This window comes from Variovorax sp. GW821-FHT09B01 (assembly GCF_059418345.1).
Genome location: NZ_JBWKPQ010000034.1, coordinates 52,546 through 77,665, shown reverse-complemented (window position 1 = coordinate 77,665; position 25,120 = coordinate 52,546). Strand labels below are relative to the sequence as shown.

General features: G+C 68.6%; 26 protein-coding genes. 8 read left to right on the top strand and 18 right to left on the bottom strand.

Annotation, left to right across the window (positions count from 1 at the left end):
* Positions 1 to 700 precede the first annotated feature (700 nt).
* The 3 genes from AC07RV_RS42825 to AC07RV_RS42815 all read right to left on the bottom strand — a co-directional run bounded on the left by AC07RV_RS42825 (position 701) and on the right by AC07RV_RS42815 (position 2,272).
* Positions 701 to 1,021 carry a helix-turn-helix domain-containing protein gene (locus AC07RV_RS42825; protein ID WP_296780357.1) on the bottom strand — a complete coding sequence of 107 codons (321 nt, stop codon included), beginning with the start codon at positions 1,019 to 1,021 and terminating at the stop codon, positions 701 to 703.
* Positions 1,022 to 1,235: 214 nt separating this feature from the next.
* Positions 1,236 to 1,574 (bottom strand): type II toxin-antitoxin system RelE/ParE family toxin, encoded by a 339-nt coding sequence (locus AC07RV_RS42820; RefSeq protein ID WP_296780361.1) that lies wholly within the window; start codon positions 1,572 to 1,574, stop codon positions 1,236 to 1,238.
* Positions 1,575 to 1,687: 113 nt separating this feature from the next.
* The gene (locus tag AC07RV_RS42815) at positions 1,688 to 2,272 is read right to left on the bottom strand and encodes a hypothetical protein (RefSeq protein ID WP_296780491.1); all 585 of its coding nucleotides are present in this window, start codon (positions 2,270 to 2,272) and stop codon (positions 1,688 to 1,690) included.
* 291 nt (positions 2,273 to 2,563) lie between these two features.
* Between AC07RV_RS42815 and AC07RV_RS42810 the strand changes: the two genes are divergently transcribed.
* A complete protein-coding gene (locus tag AC07RV_RS42810) occupies positions 2,564 to 2,932 on the top strand; it encodes a hypothetical protein (RefSeq protein ID WP_296780363.1) in 369 nt (122 codons plus the stop codon).
* Between the two features lie 256 nt (positions 2,933 to 3,188).
* Here the strand turns inward: AC07RV_RS42810 and AC07RV_RS42805 are convergent, their stop codons facing one another.
* Genes AC07RV_RS42805 through AC07RV_RS42780 form a run of 6 tightly spaced genes read right to left on the bottom strand, consistent with a single transcriptional unit; the run spans position 3,189 to position 10,120 of the window.
* On the bottom strand, positions 3,189 to 3,587 hold the full coding sequence (locus tag AC07RV_RS42805; protein WP_093351655.1) for a RidA family protein: 399 nt from the start codon (positions 3,585 to 3,587) through the stop codon (positions 3,189 to 3,191).
* Positions 3,581 to 5,233 (bottom strand): AMP-binding protein, encoded by a 1,653-nt coding sequence (locus AC07RV_RS42800; RefSeq protein ID WP_296780366.1) that lies wholly within the window; start codon positions 5,231 to 5,233, stop codon positions 3,581 to 3,583. Before AC07RV_RS42800 ends, AC07RV_RS42805 begins: the two co-directional genes overlap by 7 nt.
* Positions 5,230 to 6,420, bottom strand: coding sequence for an acyl-CoA dehydrogenase family protein (locus tag AC07RV_RS42795; protein WP_296780367.1), 1,191 nt, complete (start codon positions 6,418 to 6,420; stop codon positions 5,230 to 5,232). The genes AC07RV_RS42800 and AC07RV_RS42795 overlap by 4 nt, the downstream gene beginning before the upstream one ends.
* Positions 6,421 to 6,424: 4 nt before the next feature.
* Positions 6,425 to 7,279 (bottom strand): enoyl-CoA hydratase family protein, encoded by an 855-nt coding sequence (locus AC07RV_RS42790; protein ID WP_208507710.1) that lies wholly within the window; start codon positions 7,277 to 7,279, stop codon positions 6,425 to 6,427.
* Positions 7,276 to 7,755 (bottom strand): MarR family winged helix-turn-helix transcriptional regulator, encoded by a 480-nt coding sequence (locus AC07RV_RS42785; RefSeq protein WP_093351117.1) that lies wholly within the window; start codon positions 7,753 to 7,755, stop codon positions 7,276 to 7,278. Before AC07RV_RS42785 ends, AC07RV_RS42790 begins: the two co-directional genes overlap by 4 nt.
* Positions 7,756 to 7,771: 16 nt before the next feature.
* The gene (locus tag AC07RV_RS42780; protein WP_296780374.1) at positions 7,772 to 10,120 is read right to left on the bottom strand and encodes a bifunctional salicylyl-CoA 5-hydroxylase/oxidoreductase; all 2,349 of its coding nucleotides are present in this window, start codon (positions 10,118 to 10,120) and stop codon (positions 7,772 to 7,774) included.
* 187 nt (positions 10,121 to 10,307) lie between these two features.
* On the opposite strand from AC07RV_RS42780, the gene AC07RV_RS42775 reads away from it, so the two are divergent.
* Positions 10,308 to 11,579, top strand: a complete 1,272-nt coding sequence (locus AC07RV_RS42775; RefSeq protein ID WP_296780377.1) for a class I SAM-dependent methyltransferase — start codon at positions 10,308 to 10,310, stop codon at positions 11,577 to 11,579.
* A gap of 13 nt (positions 11,580 to 11,592) precedes the next feature.
* Positions 11,593 to 11,916 (top strand): DUF1840 domain-containing protein, encoded by a 324-nt coding sequence (locus tag AC07RV_RS42770; protein WP_057593162.1) that lies wholly within the window; start codon positions 11,593 to 11,595, stop codon positions 11,914 to 11,916.
* 91 nt (positions 11,917 to 12,007) lie between these two features.
* Here AC07RV_RS42770 and AC07RV_RS42765 read toward each other — a convergent pair whose 3' ends face one another.
* On the bottom strand, positions 12,008 to 13,030 hold the full coding sequence (locus AC07RV_RS42765) for a Bug family tripartite tricarboxylate transporter substrate binding protein (protein ID WP_296780379.1): 1,023 nt from the start codon (positions 13,028 to 13,030) through the stop codon (positions 12,008 to 12,010).
* Between the two features lie 58 nt (positions 13,031 to 13,088).
* Positions 13,089 to 14,027: a LysR family transcriptional regulator gene (locus AC07RV_RS42760; RefSeq protein ID WP_208507714.1), complete on the bottom strand. Its 939-nt coding sequence runs from the start codon at positions 14,025 to 14,027 to the stop codon at positions 13,089 to 13,091.
* A 112-nt stretch (positions 14,028 to 14,139) separates the two neighbouring features.
* On the opposite strand from AC07RV_RS42760, the gene AC07RV_RS42755 reads away from it, so the two are divergent.
* The gene (locus AC07RV_RS42755) at positions 14,140 to 14,907 is read left to right on the top strand and encodes an SDR family oxidoreductase (RefSeq protein WP_093351104.1); all 768 of its coding nucleotides are present in this window, start codon (positions 14,140 to 14,142) and stop codon (positions 14,905 to 14,907) included.
* Positions 14,908 to 14,916: 9 nt separating this feature from the next.
* Here AC07RV_RS42755 and AC07RV_RS42750 read toward each other — a convergent pair whose 3' ends face one another.
* The gene (locus AC07RV_RS42750) at positions 14,917 to 15,816 is read right to left on the bottom strand and encodes a LysR family transcriptional regulator (protein WP_296780386.1); all 900 of its coding nucleotides are present in this window, start codon (positions 15,814 to 15,816) and stop codon (positions 14,917 to 14,919) included.
* Positions 15,817 to 15,951: 135 nt separating this feature from the next.
* On the opposite strand from AC07RV_RS42750, the gene AC07RV_RS42745 reads away from it, so the two are divergent.
* Positions 15,952 to 16,632: a peroxiredoxin-like family protein gene (locus tag AC07RV_RS42745; RefSeq protein WP_296780389.1), complete on the top strand. Its 681-nt coding sequence runs from the start codon at positions 15,952 to 15,954 to the stop codon at positions 16,630 to 16,632.
* Here the strand turns inward: AC07RV_RS42745 and AC07RV_RS42740 are convergent.
* The 4 genes from AC07RV_RS42740 to AC07RV_RS42725 all read right to left on the bottom strand — a co-directional run bounded on the left by AC07RV_RS42740 (position 16,560) and on the right by AC07RV_RS42725 (position 19,878).
* Positions 16,560 to 17,069 carry a MarR family winged helix-turn-helix transcriptional regulator gene (locus tag AC07RV_RS42740; protein WP_296780392.1) on the bottom strand — a complete coding sequence of 170 codons (510 nt, stop codon included), beginning with the start codon at positions 17,067 to 17,069 and terminating at the stop codon, positions 16,560 to 16,562. The genes AC07RV_RS42745 and AC07RV_RS42740 overlap by 73 nt on opposite strands.
* An 18-nt stretch (positions 17,070 to 17,087) precedes the next feature.
* Positions 17,088 to 18,068 (bottom strand): alpha-ketoacid dehydrogenase subunit beta, encoded by a 981-nt coding sequence (locus tag AC07RV_RS42735; protein WP_296780395.1) that lies wholly within the window; start codon positions 18,066 to 18,068, stop codon positions 17,088 to 17,090.
* A complete protein-coding gene (locus AC07RV_RS42730; protein WP_296780398.1) occupies positions 18,059 to 19,081 on the bottom strand; it encodes a thiamine pyrophosphate-dependent dehydrogenase E1 component subunit alpha in 1,023 nt (340 codons plus the stop codon). Before AC07RV_RS42730 ends, AC07RV_RS42735 begins: the two co-directional genes overlap by 10 nt.
* Before the next feature lie 101 nt (positions 19,082 to 19,182).
* Positions 19,183 to 19,878 (bottom strand): GntR family transcriptional regulator, encoded by a 696-nt coding sequence (locus AC07RV_RS42725; protein ID WP_296780400.1) that lies wholly within the window; start codon positions 19,876 to 19,878, stop codon positions 19,183 to 19,185.
* Between the two features lie 179 nt (positions 19,879 to 20,057).
* Here AC07RV_RS42725 and AC07RV_RS42720 point away from each other — a divergent pair, with 179 nt between their 5' ends.
* The 3 genes from AC07RV_RS42720 to AC07RV_RS42710 are packed head-to-tail and all read left to right on the top strand — an operon-like array spanning position 20,058 to position 22,979.
* On the top strand, positions 20,058 to 20,861 hold the full coding sequence (locus AC07RV_RS42720; protein ID WP_209543080.1) for a maleate cis-trans isomerase family protein: 804 nt from the start codon (positions 20,058 to 20,060) through the stop codon (positions 20,859 to 20,861).
* 31 nt (positions 20,862 to 20,892) lie between these two features.
* Entirely contained in the window at positions 20,893 to 21,879 is a 987-nt protein-coding gene (locus AC07RV_RS42715) for a tripartite tricarboxylate transporter substrate binding protein (protein WP_296780405.1), read from the top strand.
* Positions 21,880 to 21,884: 5 nt separating this feature from the next.
* Entirely contained in the window at positions 21,885 to 22,979 is a 1,095-nt protein-coding gene (locus AC07RV_RS42710; protein WP_296780408.1) for a TRAP transporter substrate-binding protein, read from the top strand.
* A 10-nt stretch (positions 22,980 to 22,989) separates the two neighbouring features.
* Here AC07RV_RS42710 and AC07RV_RS42705 read toward each other — a convergent pair whose 3' ends face one another.
* Both AC07RV_RS42705 and AC07RV_RS42700 read right to left on the bottom strand, forming a co-directional pair.
* Positions 22,990 to 24,150, bottom strand: a complete 1,161-nt coding sequence (locus tag AC07RV_RS42705) for a branched-chain amino acid ABC transporter substrate-binding protein (protein ID WP_296780410.1) — start codon at positions 24,148 to 24,150, stop codon at positions 22,990 to 22,992.
* Positions 24,147 to 25,055 (bottom strand): LysR family transcriptional regulator, encoded by a 909-nt coding sequence (locus AC07RV_RS42700; protein ID WP_296780413.1) that lies wholly within the window; start codon positions 25,053 to 25,055, stop codon positions 24,147 to 24,149. Before AC07RV_RS42700 ends, AC07RV_RS42705 begins: the two co-directional genes overlap by 4 nt.
* Positions 25,056 to 25,120 lie beyond the last annotated feature (65 nt).

Sequence of the window (25,120 nt, the reverse complement as noted above, 5' to 3'; positions counted from 1 at the left end):
AATCACCGGTCACGTTCGTGCGGAATGCTCGGTCACGATAGGCCGGAATGGGCGGTCACGATGCTCCGGAATACCCACAAACGGTCCCGGCTCCTCCGCGGAGAAACGTCTTCTTCGTGTCGAGCGGATCACCGGTGCGAGATGGCCCGATCAATGGCTTGTTGGCCATTGGGAAGAGACAGGCGACTTGGCAGAAGTCGGCGTTACAAGGCTTCAGGGGCCCATCGTGCACGTCGGCACGTCAGAGACCTTCGAGCCGTCACAGTTCGCAGAGTGGTTCCGGGCTCACGCGCAAAGTCGACCTCCCCTCTCTGAAGACACCACGCATGTTTCCAACGATGGTAGTGCTCTCGATGTGATGAAGCACGGGACCGAGATGCGCGCTATAACTCGCGAGGAGGCGGCGCTCTTGGATAACTACGGGGCGGCCGATGAAAAAGGTCGCGCAGCCGCGCGCAGCGTTCTTGATGCGCTCGCGCAACCGAAGAGGGCCAACGGGTAGTAACTTAGTGCTGGCGCTCGCGGTACTTAGCCGCTGGGTATGGAGGTGCGAGGGCCAACTCCTCGAGGTGGAGTAACCGAGCTTGCCATTCGGGGGAGGGGCAATGCAGGCCCGTCATTTGCTGGGCCGAGGAATAGGGCACGCTAGCCGCAGGACCGTTCCGGGACAGCCCTGCGTCCTCACAGCAAAGCCAGCAGTTCAAGCTGGCTCTGGTTCTCGAACGTGCAAATCTACGCGCAGGCCAGCGGCCGTTGCGATATTGATGAGAGCGTCAAGGGAGAACTTCGAAATCTTCCCATTGAGCAGGTCATTCATACGAGGCTGAGTAATTTGGCAAAACTTTGCTGCCTCAGCTTGAGTGAGATCCCGAGAATTTATATAGGATCGAATGCCCATCATCAAAGCCGATCTAACTTTCATGTTTTCGGCTTCAGCAGTTGTGTCCGAGAGCGCATCCCAGACATTTGAAAAAACTTGCACATTCTCTTCCGCAAGCTTTTGTTTTTCCTTGGTGTTCATGGCGAGTCTTCCTTTTGAGGTGAAGACTGATTATTTAAAGTAAGTTCAGAGTGTTTGCTCAATCGAAAGATTGAGTTCTCTGTATGTAAAGTTCGAGATGAAATCCTCTGGTAGGACTTGATGCTCTGCAAGTGAAGGTCAAAAGACCAAAATCAACCAAATGGATTGACCACTCTATGAGAGTAAAGGAGGCCCAATTGGGCCTCCTAGCTCGTCATTCATCTATCTGCTTGAATCTGGTTTTAACCAAATCCAGATGAACGTTTTCTGTTTTCTGTGTAGTCTTCTTGAAAGCACCCAGTACATAAACTGCGTCTTTCAAGTTGGCCACGTATATCACCCGATATGTGCCGCTATCGTCCCAAAGCCGTATTTCCCGTACGCCGCGCCCCACGCCCTTCAACGGTTTCCAGTCAGAAGGGTTTTTGCCATTCTGTATCAGATCTAAATTGAAACCCGCGTCCTGCCTTACATCGCTTGGAAAACCTTTAATCTCGTCAAGAGATCGGCCAACAAATTTCAGCGGCTTGGGTGGCTCATCATTTTCTTCCATCTTGAAGTCTTTCTAAAAAATGCGGTGTCCATGGTGTTACTCCAGTAGTGGTTAAAGACCGTCCTAACCGACGGCAAGTGAAATATATCAGAACGGATATAGACGAGTCAAGCCTACGAAAGCCGCGTGCATGTGGCATCGTGGCTGGCGAACGAAGACATCAGATCTGCGTACCGATGCCAGTCATTCCTCGCTGGTTGCACCGTCGTGTCCCTCGACCCCTCGGCCTGTTCGGTCTCCAGCGTGAGCTGGCTGACGTAGCCGCCGCCGTCAAGCGTGTGTCGCACGCAGGTGATGATCCATGGCGTCGCGTCGATCTGCGGCTTGTAGCCGGCGACGCGCACGGGCCGCTGTGGCGTGAGATCCGCGCGGCCATAGGCGAGCGTGACTTCGAAAGCGAAGATGCCAGGTTGAATGCGCAGCCATTCGGCTCGTGCGGCGGCGAGCGCATCCTCTCGGCTCGCGAAGGTCGTGCGCAGTTCCTTGGCGCGCCCGCTGATGCCGGCCACGACCGCGCTGCGGTTTCCCGTCTTGATGTTGGTGTACATGGCGCGCACGCCGCTGTACGAATCGCGATCGGCGCGGCTCCATCGGTGTTGGTCGCCGTCGACGCGGACGATCGTGACCGGCGGCAGCTGCTTGCCGCTCGGCGTGCGCGCGGCGCTGAAGAGCAGCTTTCCACTCTTAACGGTGCAGATGCAGTCGTAGGTCTGCGCGAGTCGGCGCAGGAATGACGCATCGGACTCGGTCTACGGCGTCCCGGCCGCTGGGCGGCCCCTGGCCGCAATGGCATTTTGTTATTACGGGTTTTTACGATTTCCTGCCCGTCTTATGCCGATTCATGAGGTTTCGAATACTGCCTTCGAATTTTTCACGCGAACGGTGCGAGATGGCTTGCGGTCCGTTCGCTTGTCGCCACATTTGATTCGAGATGTGTCGCGGCACAGCTCGCCCTGTAGCCCATTTTTTTCAAATCGTGGAAGGTTCACATGCTGAGAATTAAGACCAAGGATCCGAAGGCGCTTCTCAAGAAATTCGATGACGCCATCGCCCAAAAAATCAGTCCCAAGATCGACACCTGGCGCAAGGTAGCGTCTGGTGCCCACAAGGACAAGTACACCCATACTTCGGCCGATCAAAAGGACTTGGCGTTTCTTGAGGCCTCGGTGGTCGACGACGACAAGGCCGACATTCACGAGGTTCGATTCCGCGTCACCTTCCCGGCGCCGGCACCCAAGAACGCGGAATACATCTACTCCTACTACCACGGCCACATGTTGGAGACGATTTTTAGTCACTTCAACAACGACATCACAGAGGTGGTCGCCTCGCCGTACGTCAAGACGAAGGCGAAGTAGCCCGTCGGCAACTCGACAATTCTCGGGAGGGCCGTCTTCAACGCCGTGGCTTGCTGGTGTTGACGATCTAGACAAGTCTCTCTTGTCCAAATCCCCCCTCGCGCAACCAAATTGATAAGGGTCTTTCGGAAACGAAAGACCCTTTTTCTTTGCCTCTTCCGAATTCGCAAGCGCGTTGCAACAACACAAAGCGCGCACCCAAAAGAAAAGCCCTCGCGAGAGGGCTTTGTCGTTGCTGGAGGCAGTGCCTCTTCCTTCAGTCCGGCACCACCGCCGTGACCTCGATCTCGATCTTCGCGCGCGGCTCCACCAGCGCCGCGACCTGCACGCAGGTCATGGCCGGGAAGTTGCGGCCCATCGCATCGCGGTACACCGGGCCGAGCTCGGCGAGCCGGCGGCTGTACTCGTCGCGGTCGACCACGTACCAGGTCATGCGCACCATGTGCTCGGGACCGGCACCGGCCTCGCGCAGCACCTCGACGATGTTGCGCAGCGCCAGGCCGCACTGGTCGATGAAATCGTCCGACTCGAACTGCTGCTGGGCATTCCAGCCGATCTGTCCGCCGACGAACACCATGGTGCCGCGCGCCGCGACGCCATTCGCATAGCCCTTGGGGGGCAACCAGCCCGGAGGCTGCAAGAGTTTGATCATGATGTGGTGGACCTGTTGTCTTCGGTTTGTCTCAGTTTGAAGCGTTGCAGCTTGCCGGTTTCGGTGCGTGGCAGCACGGACACGAACTCGATCTCGCGCGGGTACTTGAACGGCGCGATCGTGGCCTTCACGTGGTCCTGCAGCGCCTTCACGAGGCCGGCATCGCCGGTCTGTCCGGGCTTCAGCACGCAGAAGGCCTTGACGATCATGCCGCGGTCGGCATCGGGCTTGCCGATCACGCCGCATTCGGCCACGGCCGGATGCTTGAGCAGCGCGTCCTCGACCTCGGGGCCGCCGACGTTGTAGCCGGCGGTGATGATCATGTCGTCGGCGCGCGCCTGGTAGAAGAAATAGCCGTCCTCGTCCTGGACGAAGGAATCGCCCGGATAGTTCCAGCCGTTCTTCACGTAGTCGGCCTGCCGCACGTCGTCGAGATAGCGGCAGCCCACGGGCCCTTGCAGCGCCAGCTTGCCGACCGTGCCGCGCGGCACCTCGTTGCCCTCGGCATCGACCACCTTGGCGATGAAGCCCGGCACGGCCTTGCCGACGGCGCCGCGGCGCACCTCGTCGCCCGCGGCCGAGATGTAGATGTGGAACACCTCGGTGCCGCCGATGCCGTCGAGCATCTCGAGGCCGGTGGCCTCCTTCCAGAGCTGGCGCGTGGCATCGGGCAGGGCCTCGCCCGCGCTCACGCTGATGCGCAGCGTGGGCGCGCCGTGCTGCTTCACGAACGGCGCCATCTGGCGGTAGAAGGTCGGGGCGGTGTAGCAGATGGTCGCGCCGACCTCGTTGATCAGCTTGACCAGGCCTTCGGGCGTGAAGGGCGCGTCGGGGAAGTAGATCGAGGCGCCCGCGTACATCGGGAACACCAGCAGCCCGCCGAGCCCGAAGGTGAAGGCCAGCGGCGGCGAGCCCACCACCACGTCGTCGGGTCGCGCCTGCAGCACGTGGCGCGGCCAGGTCTCGCACATGGCGAGCACGTCGCGGTGCGTGGTCACGGGCGCCTTCGGCTTGCCCGTGGTGCCCGAGGTGAAGGCCAGCAGCGCGATGTCGTCGGCCGCCGTGGGGCAGGCCTCGAAGATGCCGCTCTTGGCGGCCGCGCGCGCCGACAGCGAATCGGGCGCGTCGGGCTGGTTGAAGGCGATGATGTCGGCGAGCACCGGGTGCGCCTGCTGCGCGGCCACCAGCTCGTCGAGCAGCCGGCCGTCGCACAGCGCGGCCACCGGCTGCGACTTCTCGATGATGTCGCCGAGCTCCTTGGCGCGCAGCAGCGGCATGGTCGCGACGGCGATCAGCCCCGCCTTCACCACCGCGAGCCAGGCCAGCGCCATCGCCACCGAGTTGCCGCCGCGCAGCAGCACGCGGTTGCCGGGCACCAAGCCCAGGTCCTCGGTCAGCACCTGCGCGATGCGGTTGACCTGGATGGCGGCCTGCGAATAGCTGAGCGTGCCTTGCGGCGAGCGCAGCAGCGGCCGGTCGCCGAAGCCCTTGGCGGGGGCCTTGTCGAGCAGCTCCTCGACCAGGTTGAGCTGGTCGGGCAGTTGCAGTTCGGGCCGGTCGTAGCGGAAGACCGGCAACTGCGCCGCCGGCGGCAGCCGGTCGTGCACGAAGCGGTCGACTTGGGCGGATGGAGCGGTCACGGTGTTCATCCCCGCAGTACGGATTTGCCGATGATCAGTTGCTGCACTTCCGTCGCGCCCTCGTAGATGCGCAGCGAGCGGATGTCGCGGTAGAGGGCCTCGATCTTGGTGCCGACCTTGACGCCTAGGCCGCCATGCATCTGCAGCGCCATGTCGATCACGCGGCTGGCGTTCTCGGTCGCGGCCATCTTGGCCATCGCGGCCGCGGCCGACACGTCGCCGACCGGCGCGCCGCCGCGCTGCTCGGCCTCGTCGCGCATCCAGGCCGCGCGGTAGGTCAGGAGCGCCGCGCCGTCGATCAGCGCCGCCATCTCGCCGAGCTTGGCCTGCGTGAGCTGGAAGTCGGCCAGCGTCTGGCCGAACATGCGGCGGTTCTTCGCATGCGAGATCGCCTCGGCCAGCGCGCGCCGGCCCATGCCGAGCGCGGCACCTGCCACCGAGGCGCGGAAGATGTCGAGCGTGCGCATCGCGAGCTTGAAGCCGCCGTTGAGCTCGCCGAGCTGGGCGCCGCGCGGCACCACGCAGTCGTCGAAACGCAGGGTGGCCAGCGGATGCGGTGCCATCACGTCGATGTGCTCGGAGGTGTCGAGGCCGGGCGTGGTCGCGTCGACGATGAACACCGTGATGCCGCGCGTGCCGCCCGCGGGATCGGTCTTGGCGAACACGCAGTAGAAGTCGGCGATGCCGCCGTTGCTGATCCAGGTCTTGCTGCCATTGAGGCGCCAGCCGTCGGCCGTGGGTTCGGCGCGCATGGCCATCGCGGCCACGTCGGAGCCGGCCTCGGGCTCGCTCAGCGCGAAGGCCGCGATCTTCTCGCCCTTGCCGACCGCGCCGAGGTAGCGCGACTGCTGCTCGGGCGTGCCCGCGAGCGTGATCGCACCGCTGCCCAGGCCCTGCATCGCGAACGCGAAGTCGGCCAGCGGCGAGTGGTAGCCGAGGGTTTCGCGCAGCAGCACCAGCGCGCGCGAATCGAGGCGCTCGAGCGCGCCGCCGGCGCTGCCGGGCACCGCGTAGCGCAGCCAGCCGCCGTCGCCGAGGCGGCGCACCCATTCGCGGCAGGCCGCGCGGTCGTCGCGCTCGTCGACCTCCTGCGCGGCGCACCAGGGCAGCAGGTCGCTCGCGAGGGCGCGGTGCGCCTCGTCGAAGAAAGGCAGCGCCAGGTGCGCGGTGGAAGGAGGAGCCGGGATCTTCGCCATGGCCTCAGTCCCCGCCGAACACCGGCTTGCGCTTGGCCGCGAAGGCCTCGTAGGCGCGGCGGAAGTCCTCGGTCTGCATGCAGATCGCCTGCGCCTGCGCCTCGGCCTCGATCGCCTGGTCGATGGTCATCGACCATTCCTGGGCCAGCATGGTCTTGGTCATGCCGTGCGCGAAGCTCGGGCCCTCGGCCAGCTCGCGCGCCATCCTGGTCGCGGCTTCGAGCAGCGCGTCGCTTTCGTGCAGCGCGTTGAAGAAGCCCCAGGCATGGCCTTCCTGCGCGGTCATCGCGCGGCCGGTGAACAGCAGCTCGGAAGCGCGGCCCTGGCCGATCACGCGCGGCAGCAGCGCGCAGGCGCCCATGTCCGCGCCGGCCAGGCCGACGCGCGTGAACAGGAAGGCGGTGCGCGTGGCGGGCGAGCCGTAGCGCAGGTCGCAGGCCAGCGCGATCATCGCGCCGGCGCCGGCGCACACGCCGTCGATCGCGCCGACGATGGGCTGCGGGCAGGCGCGGATCGCCTTCACCAGGTCGCCCGTCATGCGCGTGAACTCGAGCAGCTCGGGCATGCGCATGCCGGTCAGCGGGCCGATGATCTCGTGCACGTCGCCGCCCGAGCAGAAGTTGCCGCCGGCGCCCGTGACCACGATCACCTTCACGTCGCTCGCGTAGTTGAGCGCGCGGAACAGGTCGCGCAGCTCGGCGTACGAGTCGAAGGTCAGCGGGTTCTTGCGCTCGGGGCGGTTCAGCGTGATGGTGCCCACGCCGTTGTCGTAGTGCCAGGCGAAGTGCTTCGCGGCATAGGCCGCCTTCGCTTCGAATTGCGCGTGCATGGGATTGCCCGCACCGATGTAATGCTTCATTCGGCCTCCGCCAGTGTCTGGCTCTGTGAGTGTTGCTTGACCTTGCCGAGCAGCTTGTGGAGCTGCGCGATCTCCTTGCCCGTGAGGCCCGCGAAGGCCCCGACGATCCAGTCCTCGTGCTGCTGCGCCATCTCGTGGAACAGCTTGCGGCCGCGCGGCGTGAGCCGCACGCGCCAGGCGCGGCGATCGCCCTCGACGTCGACGCGCTCGACCAGGCCCTCGGTCACGAGCTGGTCGGTGATGCCGGTGACGTTGCCGCCGGTCACCATCATCCGGCGCGACAGCTCGTTCATCTTCAGCCCCTCGGGCGAGCGCTCGAGCTGCGACATCAGGTCGAAGCGCGGCAGCGTGGTGGTGAACTGCGCGCGCAGCCCGTTGCGCACTTCCTTCTCGATCAGCTGCGTGCAGGTCAGCAGGCGCAGCCACAGCCGCAGCGCTTCGGGATGCTCGGCGTGGGCGCGGGCTTCGAGGTCCATGGGGTGCCGCCGGTGATCAGTGCGTTTCTTCGCTCTGCGCCGCGGCCATCGCCGCGGTGGCGGCCGCCGCCATCTGCTGCTGCTTGGCGATCTCGCGGTACATCTGGTCGCGCCCGCTCAGGTACTGCTTCGGCCAGTCGACGGCGCGGCTCTGCAGCTTGGCGGCCTCGTGCAGCGTCCAGGCCGGGTCGGCCAGGTGCGGCCGCGCGATCGCGCAGAGGTCGGCGCGGCCGGCCGCGATGATGCTGTTGGCCTGGTCGGCCTCGGTGATCGCGCCCACCGCGATGGTCGAGATGCCGACCTCGTTGCGGATGCGGTCGGCGAACGGCGTCTGGTACATGCGGCCGTAGACCGGCTTGGCGGCGCGCGTGGTCTGGCCCGAGGAGACGTCGATGAAGTCGGCGCCCGCGTTCTTGAAGAAGCGCGCGATCGCCACCGCGTCGGCATCGGTGTTGCCGCCCGGTGCCCAGTCGTGGGCCGAGATGCGCACGCTCATCGGCCGGTCGGCCGGCCAGGCGGCCCGCATCGCGCGGAACACCTCGAGCGGATAGCGGCAGCGGTTCTCGAGGCTGCCGCCGTACTCGTCCTCGCGCAGGTTGGTCAGCGGGCTGATGAAGGCCGACAGCAGGTAGCCGTGCGCGCAGTGCAGCTCGAGCCAGTCGAAGCCGGCCTCGGCCGTGCGCCGCGTCGATGCCACGAACTGATCGCGCAGCGTGTCCATCTCGGCGCGCGTGATCGCGGCCGGCAGCTGGTTCTGCTCGCCGTAGGGCAGCGCGCTGGCGGCCAGCAGCGGCCAGTTGCCGCTGGGCAGCGGCTCGTCGGTGCCTTCCCAGCCCACCTGCGTCGAGCCCTTGGGACCGCTGTGGCCGAGCTGCATCGCGATCTTCGCGCTCGACTGCGTGTGCACGAAGTCCACGATGCGCTTGAACGCGGCCTGCTGCTCGTCGTTGTAGAGGCCGGTGCAGCCGGGCGTGATGCGGCCTTCGGGCGTGGGGCTGGTCATCTCGACGAACACCATCGCCGCGCCGCCGAGCGCGCGCGCGCCCAGGTGCACCAGCAGGAAGTCCTGCGGCACGCCGTCGACCGCGCTGTAGGTCGCCATCGGCGACACCAGGATGCGGTTCTTGAGCTCGAGGCCGCGCACCTTGAGCGGCATCAGCATCGGCGCGACGGCCTTGCCGCCGGCCAGCCACTGCTCGTAGCCGCCGAGCCACTTCGTGTCGCGCAGCCGCAGGTTCTCGTGGCTGATGCGCTGCGAGCGCGTGAGCAGCGAATAGGCGAACTGCTCGATCTCCATGCCGGTGTAGCGCGGCACGTTCTCGAACCATTCGGTGGAGTTGCGCGCGGCGTTCTGGATCTTGAGCACCTCGACGCTGCGGCGCGCCTCGTACTGCTCGAGCACCTGGTCGGTGCTGCCGCCGGCCGCGAACTCGTTGGCCAGGTCGATCGCATCTTCGAGCGCGAGCTTGGTGCCCGAGCCGATCGAGAAGTGCGCCGTGTGCGCGGCATCGCCCATCAACACCACGGGCACCGAGTGGCCGCCGACGTCGACGCGGTGCGTCCAGTGCGCGCACACCACGCGCGGGAAGCGGATCCAGTTGGCCGAGCCGCGCAGGTGCGTGGCGTTGCTGATCAGCGTGTGGCCGCCGAGGTACTTCGCGAACAGCTTCTCGCAGAAGGCGATCGCCTCGGGCTGCTCCATCTTGTCGAGGCCGTGGGCCTGCCACACGGCCTCGGGCGTCTCGACGATGAAGGTCGAGGTGTCCTTGTCGAACTGGTAGGCGTGGGCCTGGAACCAGCCGTGCTCGGTCTGTTCGAAGGCGAAGGTGAAGGCATCGAAGGTCTGGTGCGTGCCGAGCCAGACGAAGCGGCACTGGCGCAGGTCGATGTCGGGCTGGAACACGTCGGCATAGCGCTGGCGGATGCGGCTGTTGAGGCCGTCGCTCGCGATCACCAGGTCGGCCTCGTACTTCGCGGCCAGCGCCTGGTCGTCGGTCACGTCGGTCTCGAACACCAGCTCGACGCCGAGCGCGAGACAGCGCTCTTGCAGGATGTTGAGCAGCCGCTTGCGGCCGATGCCGCAGAAGCCGTGGCCGCCCGAACGCACCTGGCGGCCCTTGAAGAAGACCTGGATGTCGTCCCAGTGGTGGAAGTCGTCGCCGATCAGCGCGGCGGATTCGGCGTCGGCCGCGCGCAGGTTCGCGAGCGTCTGGTCGCTGAGCACCACGCCCCAGCCGAAGGTGTCGAAGGGCCGGTTGCGCTCCACCACCGTGATCTGGAGGGCCGGGTTGCGCGCCTTCATCAGCAGCGCGAAGTACAGGCCGGCGGGCCCGCCGCCGATGCACAGGATGCGTTGGAGGTCCATGGACGGGGCGTGGGCGATGCTGTTCATGGTTGAATAGTTTAGACATAAACAATCTGGTGTCAAACGGATTTTCCCGAAGCACATCGGGCCCGCCGGTGCTGGCGTCGGCCGGCGTCCCCGCGATGCGATCCGGGCCGCCCGATGCAACCGCATGCAAGAAGCTCGAAAAATCAATACCATGCGGCCCATGCAAAGCTTGATACCCAAGATCGAGTCGCAGCTGGCTTCGCTTCCCGTGCCCGTGGCACTGCAATTGCCCGATGGGCGACGGGTGGCGGCAGCCGGTTCGCGTGTCACGCTGGCTTTCTCGGAATGGTCCGCCCTGGCCAAGCTCGCAGGCCGACAGGTGGGCGCGATCGGCGAGGCCTACGTCGAGGGCAAGGTGCAGATCGAGGGCGCGATGCGCGACCTGATCGACGCCACCGTCGGGCTGCTGCCCGGCAACCCGGCCGAGACCGACACCGGATGGTGGAGCCGCCTGCAGCACCTGGCCAAGTCGCGCGGCTCGCACTCGCTGCGCAAGGACGCCGCCCAGATCGAGTTCCACTACGACGTCTCCGACGACTTCTACGCGCTGTGGCTCGACCCGCGCCGGGTCTACTCGTGCGCCTACTACGCGACGCCCGACCTCACGCTGGCGCAGGCGCAGGAAGCCAAGCTCGACCACATCTGCCGCAAGCTGATGCTCAAGCCCGGCGAGCGCTACCTCGACGTCGGCTCGGGCTGGGGCGGCCTGCTGCTGTGGGCGGCCGAGCACTACGGCGTCGACGCCACCGGCATCACGCTGTCGCGCAACCAGCATGCGCACGTGCAGCGCCTGATCGAGGAGAAGGGCCTCACGGGCCGCGTGCGCGTCGAGCTGCGCGACTACCGCGAGCTGTCGGCCGAGCGGCCGTTCGACAAGATCTCCTCGGTGGGCATGTTCGAGCACGTGGGCGCGGCCAACATGCCGACCTATTTCGCCAAGATCCATTCATTGCTGGCACCCGGCGGCTTGCTGATGAACCACGGCATCACCTCGGGCCAGCTCAACTACCGCCAGCTCGGCAACGGCATGGGCGACTTCATCGAGAAGTACATCTTCCCGGGCGGCGAGCTGCTGCACGTCACGCACGTGCTGCGCGAGACCGCGGCGGCCGGCCTGGAGATCGTCGACGTCGAGAGCCTGCGGCCGCACTACGCGCGCACGCTGTGGGCCTGGTCCGACGCGCTCGAGGCGCAGCTCGAGACCGCGCGCGCCGTGCTGCGCAACGGCGGCAGCGAGCGCCAGCACGCCAACGCCGAGCGCATCCTGCGCGCCTACCGGCTCTACCTCGCGGGCTCGGCCATGAGCTTCGAGCAGGGCTGGATCGGCCTGTACCAGATGGTCTCGACCAAGCCCGACGGCAAGGTCGATCACGGCACTTTGCGCGGTGCGCAATCGGTGTACCCTTTCACGCGTGATCATCTCTACAAGTGAAAGGGACACCCCCATGCTCTATCGTTTCCAGTCCAGGGCCTCGTCGGATTTCGTGATGCTCGAGACGCACGCGCGCCAGTTGTTCGACATCGTCGGCAAGTCGCCTTCGGCGCAAGGAATCATCACGGTCGAGCAGATTCCCGGGGCGATCTCGGCCATCGAGGCCGCGCTCGCACGCGAGAAAAGCAACACCCACAACCATGATGAATTCGCGGTCGAGGACCACACCCACGACGCCGAAAAACAGCATGTGGCGCTGCACCAGCGCGCCACGCCGCTGCTGCACATGCTCAAGGAATCGCTGGCCGAAAACAAGGACGTGACCTGGACCACCTGAGTCCGGGTCGGACAACCGGCCGCGCGGCGGCCGGTGTCCGGCGCCAGTCCGTGACGGACGGGCGCTGAATCTTCACTCGGGCAGGACCCTCTCAGTCCACCTTCGCGCCCGACTCCTTCACCACCTTCGCCCACTTCACGTGCTCGCTCGCGATGAGCTTCGTGAAGTCGGCCGGCGTGTTGCCGCTCGGGATCGCGCCCTGCGCCAGCATCTTCTCCTTGATCGCCGCCGTGCCGAGCGACTTGGCGACTTCCTGCTGGATGCGGTTGACGATCTCGGGCGAGGTGCCCGCCGGCGCCAGCAGACCGAACCACGAGCTGGCCTCGAAGCCCTTGAGCGTCGGGCCGCCGGCCTCTTCCACCGTCGGCACGTCGGGCAGCGCGGGCGAACGCTGCGCGCTGGTCACGGCCAGCGCCGTGAGCTTGCCGGCCTTGATCTGTGCCATCGACGAGGGCAGGTTGTCGAACATCACGTCGGCGTTGCCGGCCACCATGTCGAGCAGGGCCGGGCCCGAGCCCTTGTAGGGGATGTGGGCCATGAAGGTGCCCGTCATGCTCTTGAACAGCTCGCCCGCGAGATGGATCGAGGTGCCGCTGCCGCTCGAGGCCATGTTGAACTTGCCGGGGTTGGCCTTGCTGTACTTGATGAAGTCCTGCACGTTGTGGATGCCGAGCGTCTTCGCCTTCTCGGCGTTCATCTCCATCACGTTCGGCACCGCGGCCACCATCGTGATCGGCGCGAAGTCCTTGATCGGATCGAAGGGCAGCTTCGGATAGAGCGCGCGGTTGATGCCGTGCGTGCCCACCGTGCCCATCAGCAGCGTGTAGCCGTCGTTCGGCGCGCGCGCCACGATCTCCGCGCCCAGGTTGCCGCCCGCGCCCGCGCGGTTGTCGACGATGAACTGCTGGCCGAAGGCCTTGGAGAGCTCGGGCGCGATCGCGCGCGCGAGGATGTCGGTGGTGCCGCCCGCGGCGAAGGGCACGACGATGCGCACCGGCTTGGTGGGCCAGGCGCCTTGCGCCCACGAGGGTGCGGCGAGCAGCGTCGCGGCGGCGGCGACCGAGGCGGCGAGCAGCGCGCGCCGGGACGGGAAGTGGAGAGGGGAAGAAGTCATGCGCGCCTTTGTACAGGCGCGTGCCGCGCCCGTCGCGGGTGAAAACCCCGGGCGCGGCTCAGCCCACCTGCATGCGCTGCGCAAACCGCTCCTCCCGAAAGCGCTCGAGCACGAAGTCGACGAAGGCCCGCGTCTTCGGCGGCAGCAGCTTCTTGCTCGGGTAGTAGAGCCAGACCGCGCCCGCGTCGTGGTGCCACTCGGGCAGCAGCCGCAGCAGGCTGCCGTCGCGCAGTCCCTGTTCCACGAAGGGCATCGGCAGCATCGCCACGCCCAGCCCCATCAGCGCGGCCTGCGCAATGGCCTCGGGGTCGTTGAAGATCGCGCGCGGGCGCGGCAGCTCGACCGTGACCTCCGCCTCCTTCGCCGCGCCGCGCGCATGCCGCAGCGTCCAACTGCGCAGCCGGCCCGTGGGCGAGGAGCGGCGCACCAGCGCGTCGAGCGCCGCCAGCTCCGACGGATGGCGCGGCATCCGCCGCTGCGCCATGTAGGCCGGCGCTGCCACCGCCACCACGTGGATGCGCGCCAGCTCGCGCGCCACCAGCCCGGCCGACAGCTCGAAGCCGCCGCCGATGGCCGCGTCGAAGCCCTCGCCGACGAGGTCGGCCTGCAGGTTGTCGAAATGCCAGTCCGGCACGATCGCCGGGTAGCGCGCGAGGAAGTCGCCCATCATCGGCAGCACGTGGGTGCGGCCGAAGGCCTGGCCCATGCTGACCTTGAGCGTGCCCGAGGGCTGGCCGTCGTCCTTGTCGATGCCGGCCACCGCCTCCTGCAGGGTGGCGAGCGCGCCGCCGATCTGCGCCAGGAAGCGCTCGCCGCCCTCGGTCAGCGTGAGCCGGCGCGTGCTGCGCTGGAACAGCCGCACGCCGAGCCGCGCCTCCAGCCGCGCCACGTTCTTGCTGACCGCGGCCGGCGTGAGCCCGAGGCGACGCGCGGCGGCCGAGAAGCTGCCGCCCTCGGCGCTCTGCACGAAGGAAGCGAGATGGTTGAGCGGTTCCATCGCGCTATTTTCAACCAATGGTTGAATTTGATGGGACCGATTGATGGCTACCGCAAACGCAATCGAAGGCAGAGACTGGAGGCCTTCCAACACCACTCACCAGGAAAAAACCATGACCTCCACCACCACCTCCCCGACCCCCGTCCTCGCCGGCAAGGTCGCCTTCGTCACCGGCGGCTCGCGCGGCATCGGCGCGGCCATCGTGCGCCGCCTGGCGCGCGACGGCGCCGCCGTGGCCTTCAGCTACAGCAGCTCGCAGACCGTCGCCGAGGAACTCGCACGCAGCCTCGAGGCCGAGGGCGGCCGCGCGCTCGCGCTGAAGATCGACAGCGCCGACGCCGAGGCGCTCAAGGCCGGCATCGACCAGGCGGCGCGCCACTTCGGCGGCCGCATCGACATCCTGGTCAACAGCGCCGGCGTGCTGCACCTGGGCCCGGTCGACCAGCTCACGCTGGCCGATTTCGACCGCACCATCGCCGTCAACGTGCGCGCCGTGTTCGTCGCCATCCAGGCCGCGCTGGCGCACATGGGCAGCGGCGGGCGCATCGTCAACATCGGCAGCACCAACGCCGAGCGCATGCCCTTCGCGGGCGGCAGCATCTACGCCATGAGCAAGTCGGCGCTCACGGGCCTGGTGCAGGGCCTGGCGCGCGACCTCGGCCCGCGCGGCATCACGGTCAACAACGTGCAGCCCGGCCCGGTCGACACCGACATGAACCCGGCCAACGGCCCCATGGCCGCGACCATGCACAGCTTCATGGCGCTCGACCGCCACGGCCACGCCGACGAGATCGCGGGCATGGTGGCCTACCTCGCGAGCCCCGAGGCCGCGTTCGTGACCGGCGCCGGGCTCAACATCGACGGCGGTTTCGCGGCCTGAGCGCGCGGTTCAGCGGCCGGGCACCGCCCGTGCCGCCAGCGCCGCGGCCACGTGCTCGGCCAGCGCGCGCGCCGAGGGCTTCGCGGCGCGCCCGGCCGGAAACACCGCATGCAGCTCCACGGGCGCCATGCGCCAGTCCGCGAGCACCCGAACCAGCGCGCCACTCGCCAGCTCGGCGCCGCAGCCCAGTTCGCTGGTGTGCGTGATGCCCAGGCCCGCCACGGCCGCGGCGATCGAGCCCTCGTTCATCGTGCTGCTGAGCAGCGCGCCCGCGATGCGCACCGACACCTGGCGGCCGCCGCGCTCGAAGGACCATGACGCACCGCCGCTCGGGCCGGCCACCACCGCGTGCGCCGCGAGGTCGGCCGGCAGCGCCGGCATGCCGGCGCGGCGCAGGTAGCCGGGCGCGGCCACCAGCAGGGTCTCGAACAGGCCCAGGCTGCGCGCGGTGGCGCTGGAATCGGGCAGCGCGCCGAAGCGGAACGCGAGGTCCGCGCCCTCGCTCACCAGGTCCTGCAGCTGGTCGTGCATCAGCAGCTTGATGCGCAGCGCCGGATGCCGCGCCGTGAACGGCGGCAGCGCGGGGATCGCCTCGCGCACCGCGAAGCTCGAGGACAGCGCCACGCGCAGCACGCCGCGCAACTCGCCGGTGCCGCGCGCCGCATGGTCGGCCTCCTCGAGCGCGGCCAGGATCGGCTCGATGCGCGCGAGGTAGTCGGCACCGGCCTCGGTCAGCGTCACGGCGCGCGTGGTGCGTGTCAGCAGCGCCGCGCCGACCTCCTTCTCGAGCGTCGCGATCACGCGCGAGGCCGAGGGCTGCGAGAGCCCGAACTCGCGCCCCGCGCGCGAGAAGCTGCCCGCGTGCGCGACGCGCGTGAACAGCCGCAGCGCGAGCAGCCGGTCGCTCATCGTTCGTGATTGATTTGCATGGCGAATGGATCTTAGTCGTGCACGCCGGCTACCGGTCGATCGGCGAATCAAAGACAGTGACGGCACGGCACCGCCGGTGCCCCGACCCTCGCAAACCACCCTGGAGAAATCGCCATGTCACTGCCCGAGAAACTCGCCGCCTTCCGCGCCAACTTCGAAGCCGGCGGCCCGCCGTGGAACGCGCCCGCCTTCATCCACGAACCCATGCACCGCGCCACCGACGAGCTGATCGCCTCGGGCGCCGCCAACCGCGCGCTGCGCGCCGGCGATCGCGCCCCGGCCTTCACGCTGCACGACGCCGACGGCCGCGCCTGGTCGTCGCAGGAGCTGCTGGCCCGCGGCCCGCTGGTGCTGACCTTCTACCGCGGCGTCTGGTGCCCGTACTGCAACCTGGACCTGCAGGCGCTGCAGGAAGCGCTGCCGGGCCTGCAGGCGCTCGGTGCGCAACTGGTGGCGGTGTCGCCGCAGACGCCCTCGAACAGCCGCAAGTCGGCGCGCGACAACAAGCTCGCCTTTCCGATCCTGTCGGACACCGGCAACGCCGTGGCCGCCGCCTTCGGCCTGCGCTTCGAGCTTCCGGGCTACCAGCAGGACCTCTACCGCGACGTGTTCAGGAACGACCTCGCGGTGGTCAATGGCGAGCCGAGCTGGACCCTGCCGATGCCGGCGCGCTACGTGATCGCGCGCGACGGCACCATCGTCTATGCCGAGGTCAACCCCGACTACACGCAGCGGCCCGATCCCTCGGAGTTGCTGCCGGTGCTCGAGCGGCTGCGCGCGACCGCCGGCGCATGAGCCTGGGCCTGAGCCTCGGCATCGCCGCCCACCGAGGCGATCAGCCGGTCGAGCGTGGTGCCCAGCCGCGCGAGCTCGTCGGCGCTCACGCCCGCGAACAGCGCGGCCTCGCGCTCGCGGCCCAGTTCGCTCACCGTTGCGTGCAGCGCCTTGCCCGCGGCCGTGAGGTGCAGCCGGCTCCTGCGCTGGTCGGTCGGATCCTCGCGGCACTGCACGCGCCGGTGGCGCTTCAGGCCGGCCAGCGCGCGGCTCACCGCCATCTTGTCGAGACCGGTCTGGTCGGCCACCTGCGAGGCGGTGAGCCCGGGCTGCGCGCCCAGCACAGCCATCGTGCGCCACTCGTTGAGCGTGAGCTGGTGCTCGCGGCCCACGCGTTCGTGGAAGGGCCGCGCCGTGAGGTTGACCACGCGCACCAGCTTGAAGAACAGCGGGTCCATGGGTGCGCGGGAAGCGTGTCAGCCCGCCAGCTTCTTCGCCGCCGCGACGATGGCGTCCACGCCCACGCGCGACTGCGCCTCGAGCACCGGTGCGTAGCCGACCGGAATGCGCGGCGCGCCCAGCCGCGCGATGCGGCAGCCGGTGGCCTCGGCCGCGCTGGCCGCGATCTCGGCGCCGAAGCCCGCGGCCTGCACCGCCTCGTGCGCCACCAGCAGCCGGCCGGTGCGCGCGCAGGATTCGAACACCGTCTCGCGGTCCCAGGGCCACAGCGTGCGCAGGTCGATCAGGTCGACCGCGATGCCCTCGGCCGCGAGCCGCTCGCAGGCCTCGGCGCAGACCTGCGTCTGCCGGCTCCAGCTCACCAGCGTGAGCGCGTCGCCCTGGCGCATGCGCGCCGCCTTGCCCAGCGGCACCGCCAGCGTCTCGTCGACCGGGCCGCGCGCGCCCCACAGCGTCTTGTGCTCGATGTAGACCACCGGGTCGCCGCACTGCAGCGCCGCGCGCAGCAGCGAGTGGTTGTCCTGCGGCGTCGACGGGCTCACCACCACCACGCCCGGCAGGTGCGCGAACCAGGCCTCGAGCGACTGCGAATGCTGCGCCGCTGAGGCGTCCCAGATGCCGCCCGGCATGCGCGCCACCAGCGGCACGCGGCCCTGGCCGCCGAACATGAAGCGGTTCTTGGCGGCCTGGTTCACCAGTTCGTCCATGCCGCACAGCGCGAAGTCGACCACGCGCATCTCGACCACCGGCCGCAGGCCCGCGAGCGCCATGCCCACGCCCGCGCCCATGATCGCGGCCTCGCTGATCGGCGTGTCGATCACGCGCCGCTCGCCGAAGCGCTGCTGCAGCCCCTTGTACTGGCCGAAGATGCCGCCGCGGCCCACGTCCTCGCCGAGCACGACCACGCGCGCGTCGGCCTCCATCTCGCGCGCGATGGCGCGCACGGCGGCTTCGGCATAGCTGAGTTCTTCCACGGTGTTCGCTGCGTTCAGTGCCATTGCCCGGCTCCCGTGGTCTGCACGTCGGTGAAGGCGGCGCCGGCCTCGGGCCAGGGCGCCGCGTCGGCGGTGGCCAGGGCGGCCTCGACCTCGGCCGTGGCCGCGTTCTCGATCGCATCGAGCGCCGCGGCCTCGAGCCCGGCTTCCAGCAGCCGGCCGCGCGCGCGGGCCAGCGGATCGGTCTCGAGCGCCGCCGCCAGCTCGGCCGGATCGCGGTAGGCCGCGAGGTCGACCGACACGTGGCCCTTCACGCGGTAGGTCAGCGCATGCAGCAGACGCGGTCCGCCGCCGCCGCGCACCTCGGCCACCAGCCGCGCCGCAGCCGCGTGCACCGCGAACACGTCGTTGCCGTCGACCTGCGTGGCCGCGATGCCCATCGATTCGGCGCGCGCCGAGGCGCCTTCGCCCGCGGTCATCGGACCGCTCGCGGTGGTCGCGCTCCAGCGGTTGTCCTCGCAGACGAACAGCACCGGCAGCTCGTACACGCGGGCCCAGTTCAGCGCCTCGAGGAAGGGGCCGCGGTTGATCGCGCCGTCGCCGAAGAAGCAGACCGTGAGCGCGTCGCCCTGGCCCAGCACCTTCTGCGCATGCGCCGCGCCCACCGCGATCGGCAGCCCGGCCGCCACCACGCCGTTGGCGCCCAGCATGCCGACCGAGAAATCGGCGATGTGCATCGAGCCGCCCTTGCCGCCGTTGAAGCCCGTGGCCTTGCCGAACAGCTCGCACATCATGCGCGCGAGGTCGGCGCCCTTGGCCAGCGTGTGGCCGTGGCCGCGATGCGTGGACGTGAGGTAGTCGCTGGTGCGCAGGTGCGCGCAGACGCCGGCCGGCACCGCCTCCTGCCCGGTCGACAGGTGCAGCGGCCCGCGCACCTTGGCCGCGCCGCCGGCCTGCTGCCCATAGGCGCTCACGCCGCCCTGGCTGGCCGTCTCGGCCGCGTTCTCGAACGCGCGGATGCGCACCATGGTGCGGTACAGCGCCTCGGCGGCGCCGCTGGGGATGTCCAGGTCCATCTTGTCTCCGACGCCTGTGGAATGGGCGTTTGCGGAAAAATCGTATCAAGCGTGACGGACTGGGGGCAGGGGGCTTTCCCCGGGGAGGCGGTCCTGCGCGTTCAGGCCGCCTTGCGCCGCGATCCACTCGCAGCCTGCGCCGCGGTCGCCTCCGCGGCGGCCTTCATCCCCTCGAGGATCGCCTCGCACTTGTGCTTCAGGTGCGTCTTGAGGATGCCCGACAGCGAGGCCGCGTCGCGCCGCGCCAGCGCGTTCAGCATGCCCTCGTGTTCCGCCATCGCGCGCGACCAGATCTCGGGCGTCATCGGCGAGTTGAAGCGGATGCGCCGGATGCGCGCGTTGATCAGCGCGTACTGGTCGAGCAGCACCGGGTTGCGCGTGGCCTGCACGATGGTCTCGTGGATGCCGCGGTTCAGCGCGTAGTAGCTCGCCATGTCGCGTGCCGCGAAGGCACTGCGCATGCGCTCGTGCAGCGCGGTGATCTCCGCGAGCTGCGCGTCGGTGACGCGCGCGGCCGCCTGCTCGCCGGCCAGCGCCTCGAGCGCGCCGGCCACCGCGAACAGCCCCTCCACCTCCTCGAGCGACAGCTCGCGCACGCGCGCGCCGCGGTTGGGCAGCAGCTCGACGTGGCCCTCGGCGGCCAGCACCTTGAGCGCCTCGCGCAGCGGCGTGCGCGAGATGCCGAAGCGCTCGCACAGCAGGGCTTCGGGCACCTTGCTGCCCGGCGGGAACTCGCCCTGCACGAACACTTCGCGCAGGTTTCCGAGCAGATCGTTGTGAACGAATTCTTTGGCCATGGGCGATTATGAATTCATTTTTCGATGAAATCGCCGATGGAAGCCCCTGAAAGAGAGAAATTTCGGCCATTTGAATTCAAAGTGTTGACCAAGCCGGCCGGCCTCCGCTACATTGAACGCATTCATTTGCAGCACTTGAACCCCCGAAACTTCCCCAATCCAGCTTCAAAAGGCAATTTATGAATGCATTCCAGCAAGGCATCGTCGAAATCGCAGGCTCGACCCACGACACCGACCGCTACACCAACGCCCTCGGCCCGCGCGGCGTGATCGGCGTGATGACGCCGGGACCGAACGTGAACGTCGAGAACGAGATGATGGACATGCGCCCGCGCGGCGTGATCAACGCCATCGACCGCTACTACGTGCCGAACCAGAAGATCGCGCAGGACGAGGACTGGTCGGTGATCATGCGCAACGTCACGGCCAACCTCGACGACTCGGTGCGCCGCCTCAAGGAAGCGCTGATCGACCACCTCGTGCTCGGCATGTCCTCGCAGAGCTACATGGGCGGCGAGAAGGGCAGCTTCGCGCTGCTCGAGCACCTCGAGAAGCTCTCGGGCGTGCCGGTGACCATGGGCGCGCAGTCGGCCGAGCAGGCCTTCAAGCTCTGCGGCGCGAAGCGCATCGCGCTGCTCACGCCCTACTACCCGGTGATCGAGACCAACGCCATCAGCTACTTCACGTCGCGCGGCTTCGAGGTGGTGCACGTCGAGGGGCTCAAGTGCAAGAGCATCATCCACGTCGCCTCGCAGACCTACGAGCAGCTCGCCGAGGCCACCCTGCGCTGCGAGGCCGCCAAGCCCGACGCGATCCTGCAACTGGGCACCAACCTCGCCTACGCGCGCGTGGCCAACGATGCCGAGAAGTGGCTCAGGAAGCCGGTCTTCGCCTCGGGCCCGGTGATCTATTGGTCGGCGCTGCGCAGGATGGGCATCACCGACCAGTTCCCGGGCTTCGGCAGCCTGACGGAATTCCACTGAGTCGGGCGCGCGCAGAACAAAGGAGACAAGCATGACGACGAGACAACGCATGCGCGCGGCCGGCGCCGCGCTCGCTGCCTGGGCGCTGCTCGGGCCGCTGCCCGCGGCGGCCGAGGAGCACTGGCCGGCCAAGCCGGTCACGCTGCTGGTGGGCTTCGCGCCCGGCGGCGGCACCGACCTGATCGCGCGCCAGGTCGCGCCGCGCCTGTCAGAGCTGCTGAAGCAGCCGGTGATCGTCGAGAACCGCGCCGGCGCCAGCGGCACCATCGCGACCGCCGCCGCGGCGCGCGCGCGACCCGACGGCTACACGCTGCTGCTGGGCCACGTGAGCTCGAACGCGATGGTGCCGGCGATCATGCCGAAGCTGCCCTACGCGGCGGCGCGCGACTTCACCGCCATCACGCTGATCGGCAGCGTGCCGCAGGTGGTGACCGTGCCCGCGAGCCTGCCCGTGAAGACGCTGCAGGAATTCATCGCCTTCGCGAAGACCAAGCCGGGCGGCGTCAACTACGCTTCCTCGGGCGCGGGCACGCAGCAGCACTTCGCGGCCGAGCTGTTCCAGCAGGCCACGCGGACCACCATGACGCACGTGCCCTACAAGGGCAGCGGCGCGGCGCTGGCCGACCTGATCGCGGGCCAGGTCGACGTGAACTTCGACACCGTGCCCACCGTGTTGCAGCAGGTGAAGGCCGGCAAGCTGCGCGCGCTCGCGGTCACCTCGCGCCAGCGCGCGGCCAGCCTGCCCGAGGTGCCGACGGTGATCGAGGCCGGCGTGCCCGACTACGAGATCGGCGCCTGGTACATGCTGATGGGCCCGGCCGGCCTGCCCAAGCCGGTGGTCGACGCGCTGGCCGATGCGATGAACCGCACGCTGCAGTCGCCCGAGGTGCGCGACAAGCTCGCGGCGCTGGGCACCGACGTCGCGGGCGGCACGCCGGCCCAGGCGCAGGACTACCTGAAGGCCGAGATCGCGCGCTGGAGCAAGCTGGCCGCGGACAAGCGCATCGTGGCGGAGTGACGGCCATGCCCGGGAACTTCGCTCTCCTGCGCCGCGGCCTGGCCGCGCTCCTGCTGCCGTGCGCGCTCGCGCTGTCGCTCGCCGGCTGCGCCGCACCCGCCGCCGCGCCACCGGCCACCCAACCCATCGTGTGGCGCATGGGCACCTCGTGGCCCACCAGCCTGCCGCTGCTGCACGAAGCCGCGCTCGACTTCGCCGACACCGTGAACGCCGCCTCGGGCGGGCGCCTGCGCATCGAGACCATCGATCCCGCGCGCCATGGCAAGCCCGCGGGCCTGCTGCAGGCGCTGCGCGGCGGCGAGTTCGACCTCGTGCACACCACGGCGCAGTACTACGCCGCCGAGGTGCCCGCGATCGACTTCTTCACCGCCGTGCCCTTCGGCCTCTTGCCGGTCGAGCAGGAGGGCTGGCTCAACGAGGGCGGTGGCCAGGCGCTGTTCGAGGCGGTGCTGGCACCGCTGGACGTGCTGCCGCTGACGGCGGGCCACACCGGCATCCAGATGGGCGGCTGGTTCGCGAAGCCGTTGCGCACGCCCGAGGACCTGCGCGGCGTGCGCGTGCGCATCGCGGGCTTTCCGGGCCGCGTGCTGGCGCGCGTGGGCGCGGTGCCGGTGAACCTGCCGCTGGGGCAGATCGTGCCGGCCTTCGCCGAGGGTCGCATCGATGCGGCCGACGTGGTCGGCCCCGCGATCGACGCGACGCTGCCGCTCGCGCGCTATGCGCCGCACTACGTCGCGCCCTGGCACGAGCCCGACGTGGCGATGCATCTGTTCATCGGCCGCGCGAAGTTCCTCGCGCTGCCGGCCGACCTGCAGCAGATCGTGCGGCAGTCGGCGCAGGCCGCCGCGCTGCGCTCGATCGCGCGCGCCAACGACCGCAACGCGGTGGCGATGCGCGAACTCGAGGCGCGCGGCACGCGCATCGAGGCGCTGCCGCCGGCCGTCGTCGAGGCCCTGCGCGAGGCCACGCGCGTGGAGCTCGATGCCAGCGCGCGCGCCGATGCTGATGCGCGCCGCGTGATCCAGAGCCTGCTGGCCTACAAGGCGCGCGTGGCGCCCTACAGCCTGCAGGCCGACCAGGCCGTGTTCAAGGTGCGTTGAGCCCACCCGCTCAGGGCATCTGGATCGTCGCCAGGTGCGCGCGCACGCCGCGCCTGAAGGTGTAGAGCGCCAGTTGCGGATGCAGCAGGTCGCCCTTGGCATCGAAGGAGATCCTGCCCGTGAGCCCGGCGTAGTCGCGCGTGCGCGCCAGGAAGGGAAGGTAGGTCTCGGGGTTCGCGGAATCGGCGCGGCGCATCGCATCCGCGAGCACCTTCACCGCATCGTAGGAATACAGCGAGACCAGCTCCGGGTCCATGTCGAAGCGCTGGCGGTAGGCCTTCCTGAAGTCGCGCAGCCGGCCTTCGCGGTCGTCCTCGATCTCGCCCGAGGCCGCGCAGAACACCTGGTCGTCGCGCGCCGCGCCGCCGGCCAGCCGCAGCAGTTCGTTGTCGCAGATGCCGTCGCCGCCGAGCACGCTGGCACCGATGCCTAGCTGCTTCATCTGGCGCAGCATCGGGCCGGCCATCGCGTACATGCCGCCGACAAAGATCGCGTCGGGCTGTTGCGCCTTGATCGCCGTGAGGATGGCCGAGAAGTCGCTGCTCCTGTCGCTCGCGTGCTCGCGGCCGACGATCGTGCCGCCCGCGCGCACGGCGGCCTTGGCGAACTCCTCGGCGATGCCGTGGCCGTAGGAGCTGCGGTCGTCGACGATCGCGAAGCGCTTCATGCCCAGCCGCTGCACCGCATGGGTGGCGATGGCGTCGCCGATGCTGGCGTCGCCGGCGACGATGCGGAAGGTGGTCTTGAAGCCCTGGTCGGTGTACTTGGGCGCCGTCACCGAAGGCGAGACCTGCGGAATGCCGGCCTCGCTGTAGAGCCGCGAGGCGGGAATGGCCGAGCCCGAGGTCTGGTGGCCGACCACGCCGTTGACCCTGGCATCGACCAGCTTCTGCGCGGCCGCCGTGCCCTGCTTCGGGTCGCCCGCGTCGTCCTCGGCCAGCAGCTCGAAGCGCGCGCGCTGCCCGCCGATGCGCAACTGCTGGCGGTTGAGTTCGTCCACCGCCAGTTGCCCGCCCTTCTGGTTGGCCTTGCCCGAGACGGCCAGCGCGCCGCTCATGGGCGCGACCAGGCCGATGCGGATGGTCTGCTCCTGCGCGAGCGCGCTGAATGCGAAGCCGGCCAGCGCGCTCGCCAGCATGCGCTTCGCGATGCGTGATGAAGATGGCTTCATGGGGTCTCCCGCGCTTCGAACCAATGGGCCGCGAAATCGCGCACCACCTGCACCAGCTTCTGTTCGCCCTTGCTGGCCAGCCGCACGAGCGCGACCGGGATCGACACCTCGAGCTGCGACTCGACCGTGATGCGCCGCAATCGGCCCGCGGCGATCTGCTCGCCGGCGGCTGCAAGCGCGCCGAAGAAGATCGCGTCGGAGCGCGCCGTCGCGGCGATCAGGGGCTCGAGCTCCTCCGACTCCACGGTGGTCGAGTGGCGCACGTCGTCGCTCAGGCCGTAGTGCTCCTTCGTCAGCGTGGCCACCTCGTCCGACACGTCGGTGCTGAGGATCGGGTACTGCAGCAGGTCCTGCATCGTGACCGCCGCGCGCGCGGCCAGCGGATGGCCGACGCGGCAGATGGCGCCGCCCGCGAGGCCGCCCAGGCGCTCGACCACGAGCTCGTCGGACAGCACCAGCGAGCGCGCGTCGATCAGGATCGCGTCGATCGAGCGGTCGCGCAGTGCGCTCATGAGAAAGCGCGCCGTGCCGCGGCGCACCAGCAGCTTCACGCGTGGATGCGCCTCGAGCACGTGGTTGATGAAGTCCGCGCTCATGCAGGCGCCGGGGCCGGCACCGAAGCCCACGCGCAGCGTGCCTTCGAGCACGGCCTCGTCCTTCACGCCGATCGAGAGGTTGTCGACGTCGACCAGCAGCCGGCGCGCGCGCTCGACCACCAGCGAGCCCGCGGCGGTGGTCGTGCAGCGCCGTCCGAGGCGCTCGATCAGCGGCGCGCCGAGTTCCATCTCGAGCGACTGGATGCTCTTGCTCAGTGCCGATTGCGTGAGATGCAGGTTGGCGGCCGCGCGGCTGAAGGAGCCGGTCATCGCCAATTCGATCAGGTGCGCCAGCTTTCTTGTCTCCATGAGGATCCGGAATAGGTAACTCGAAAATCTTTCGTTAGACGCTGGCTGGACCGGGCACTACAGTC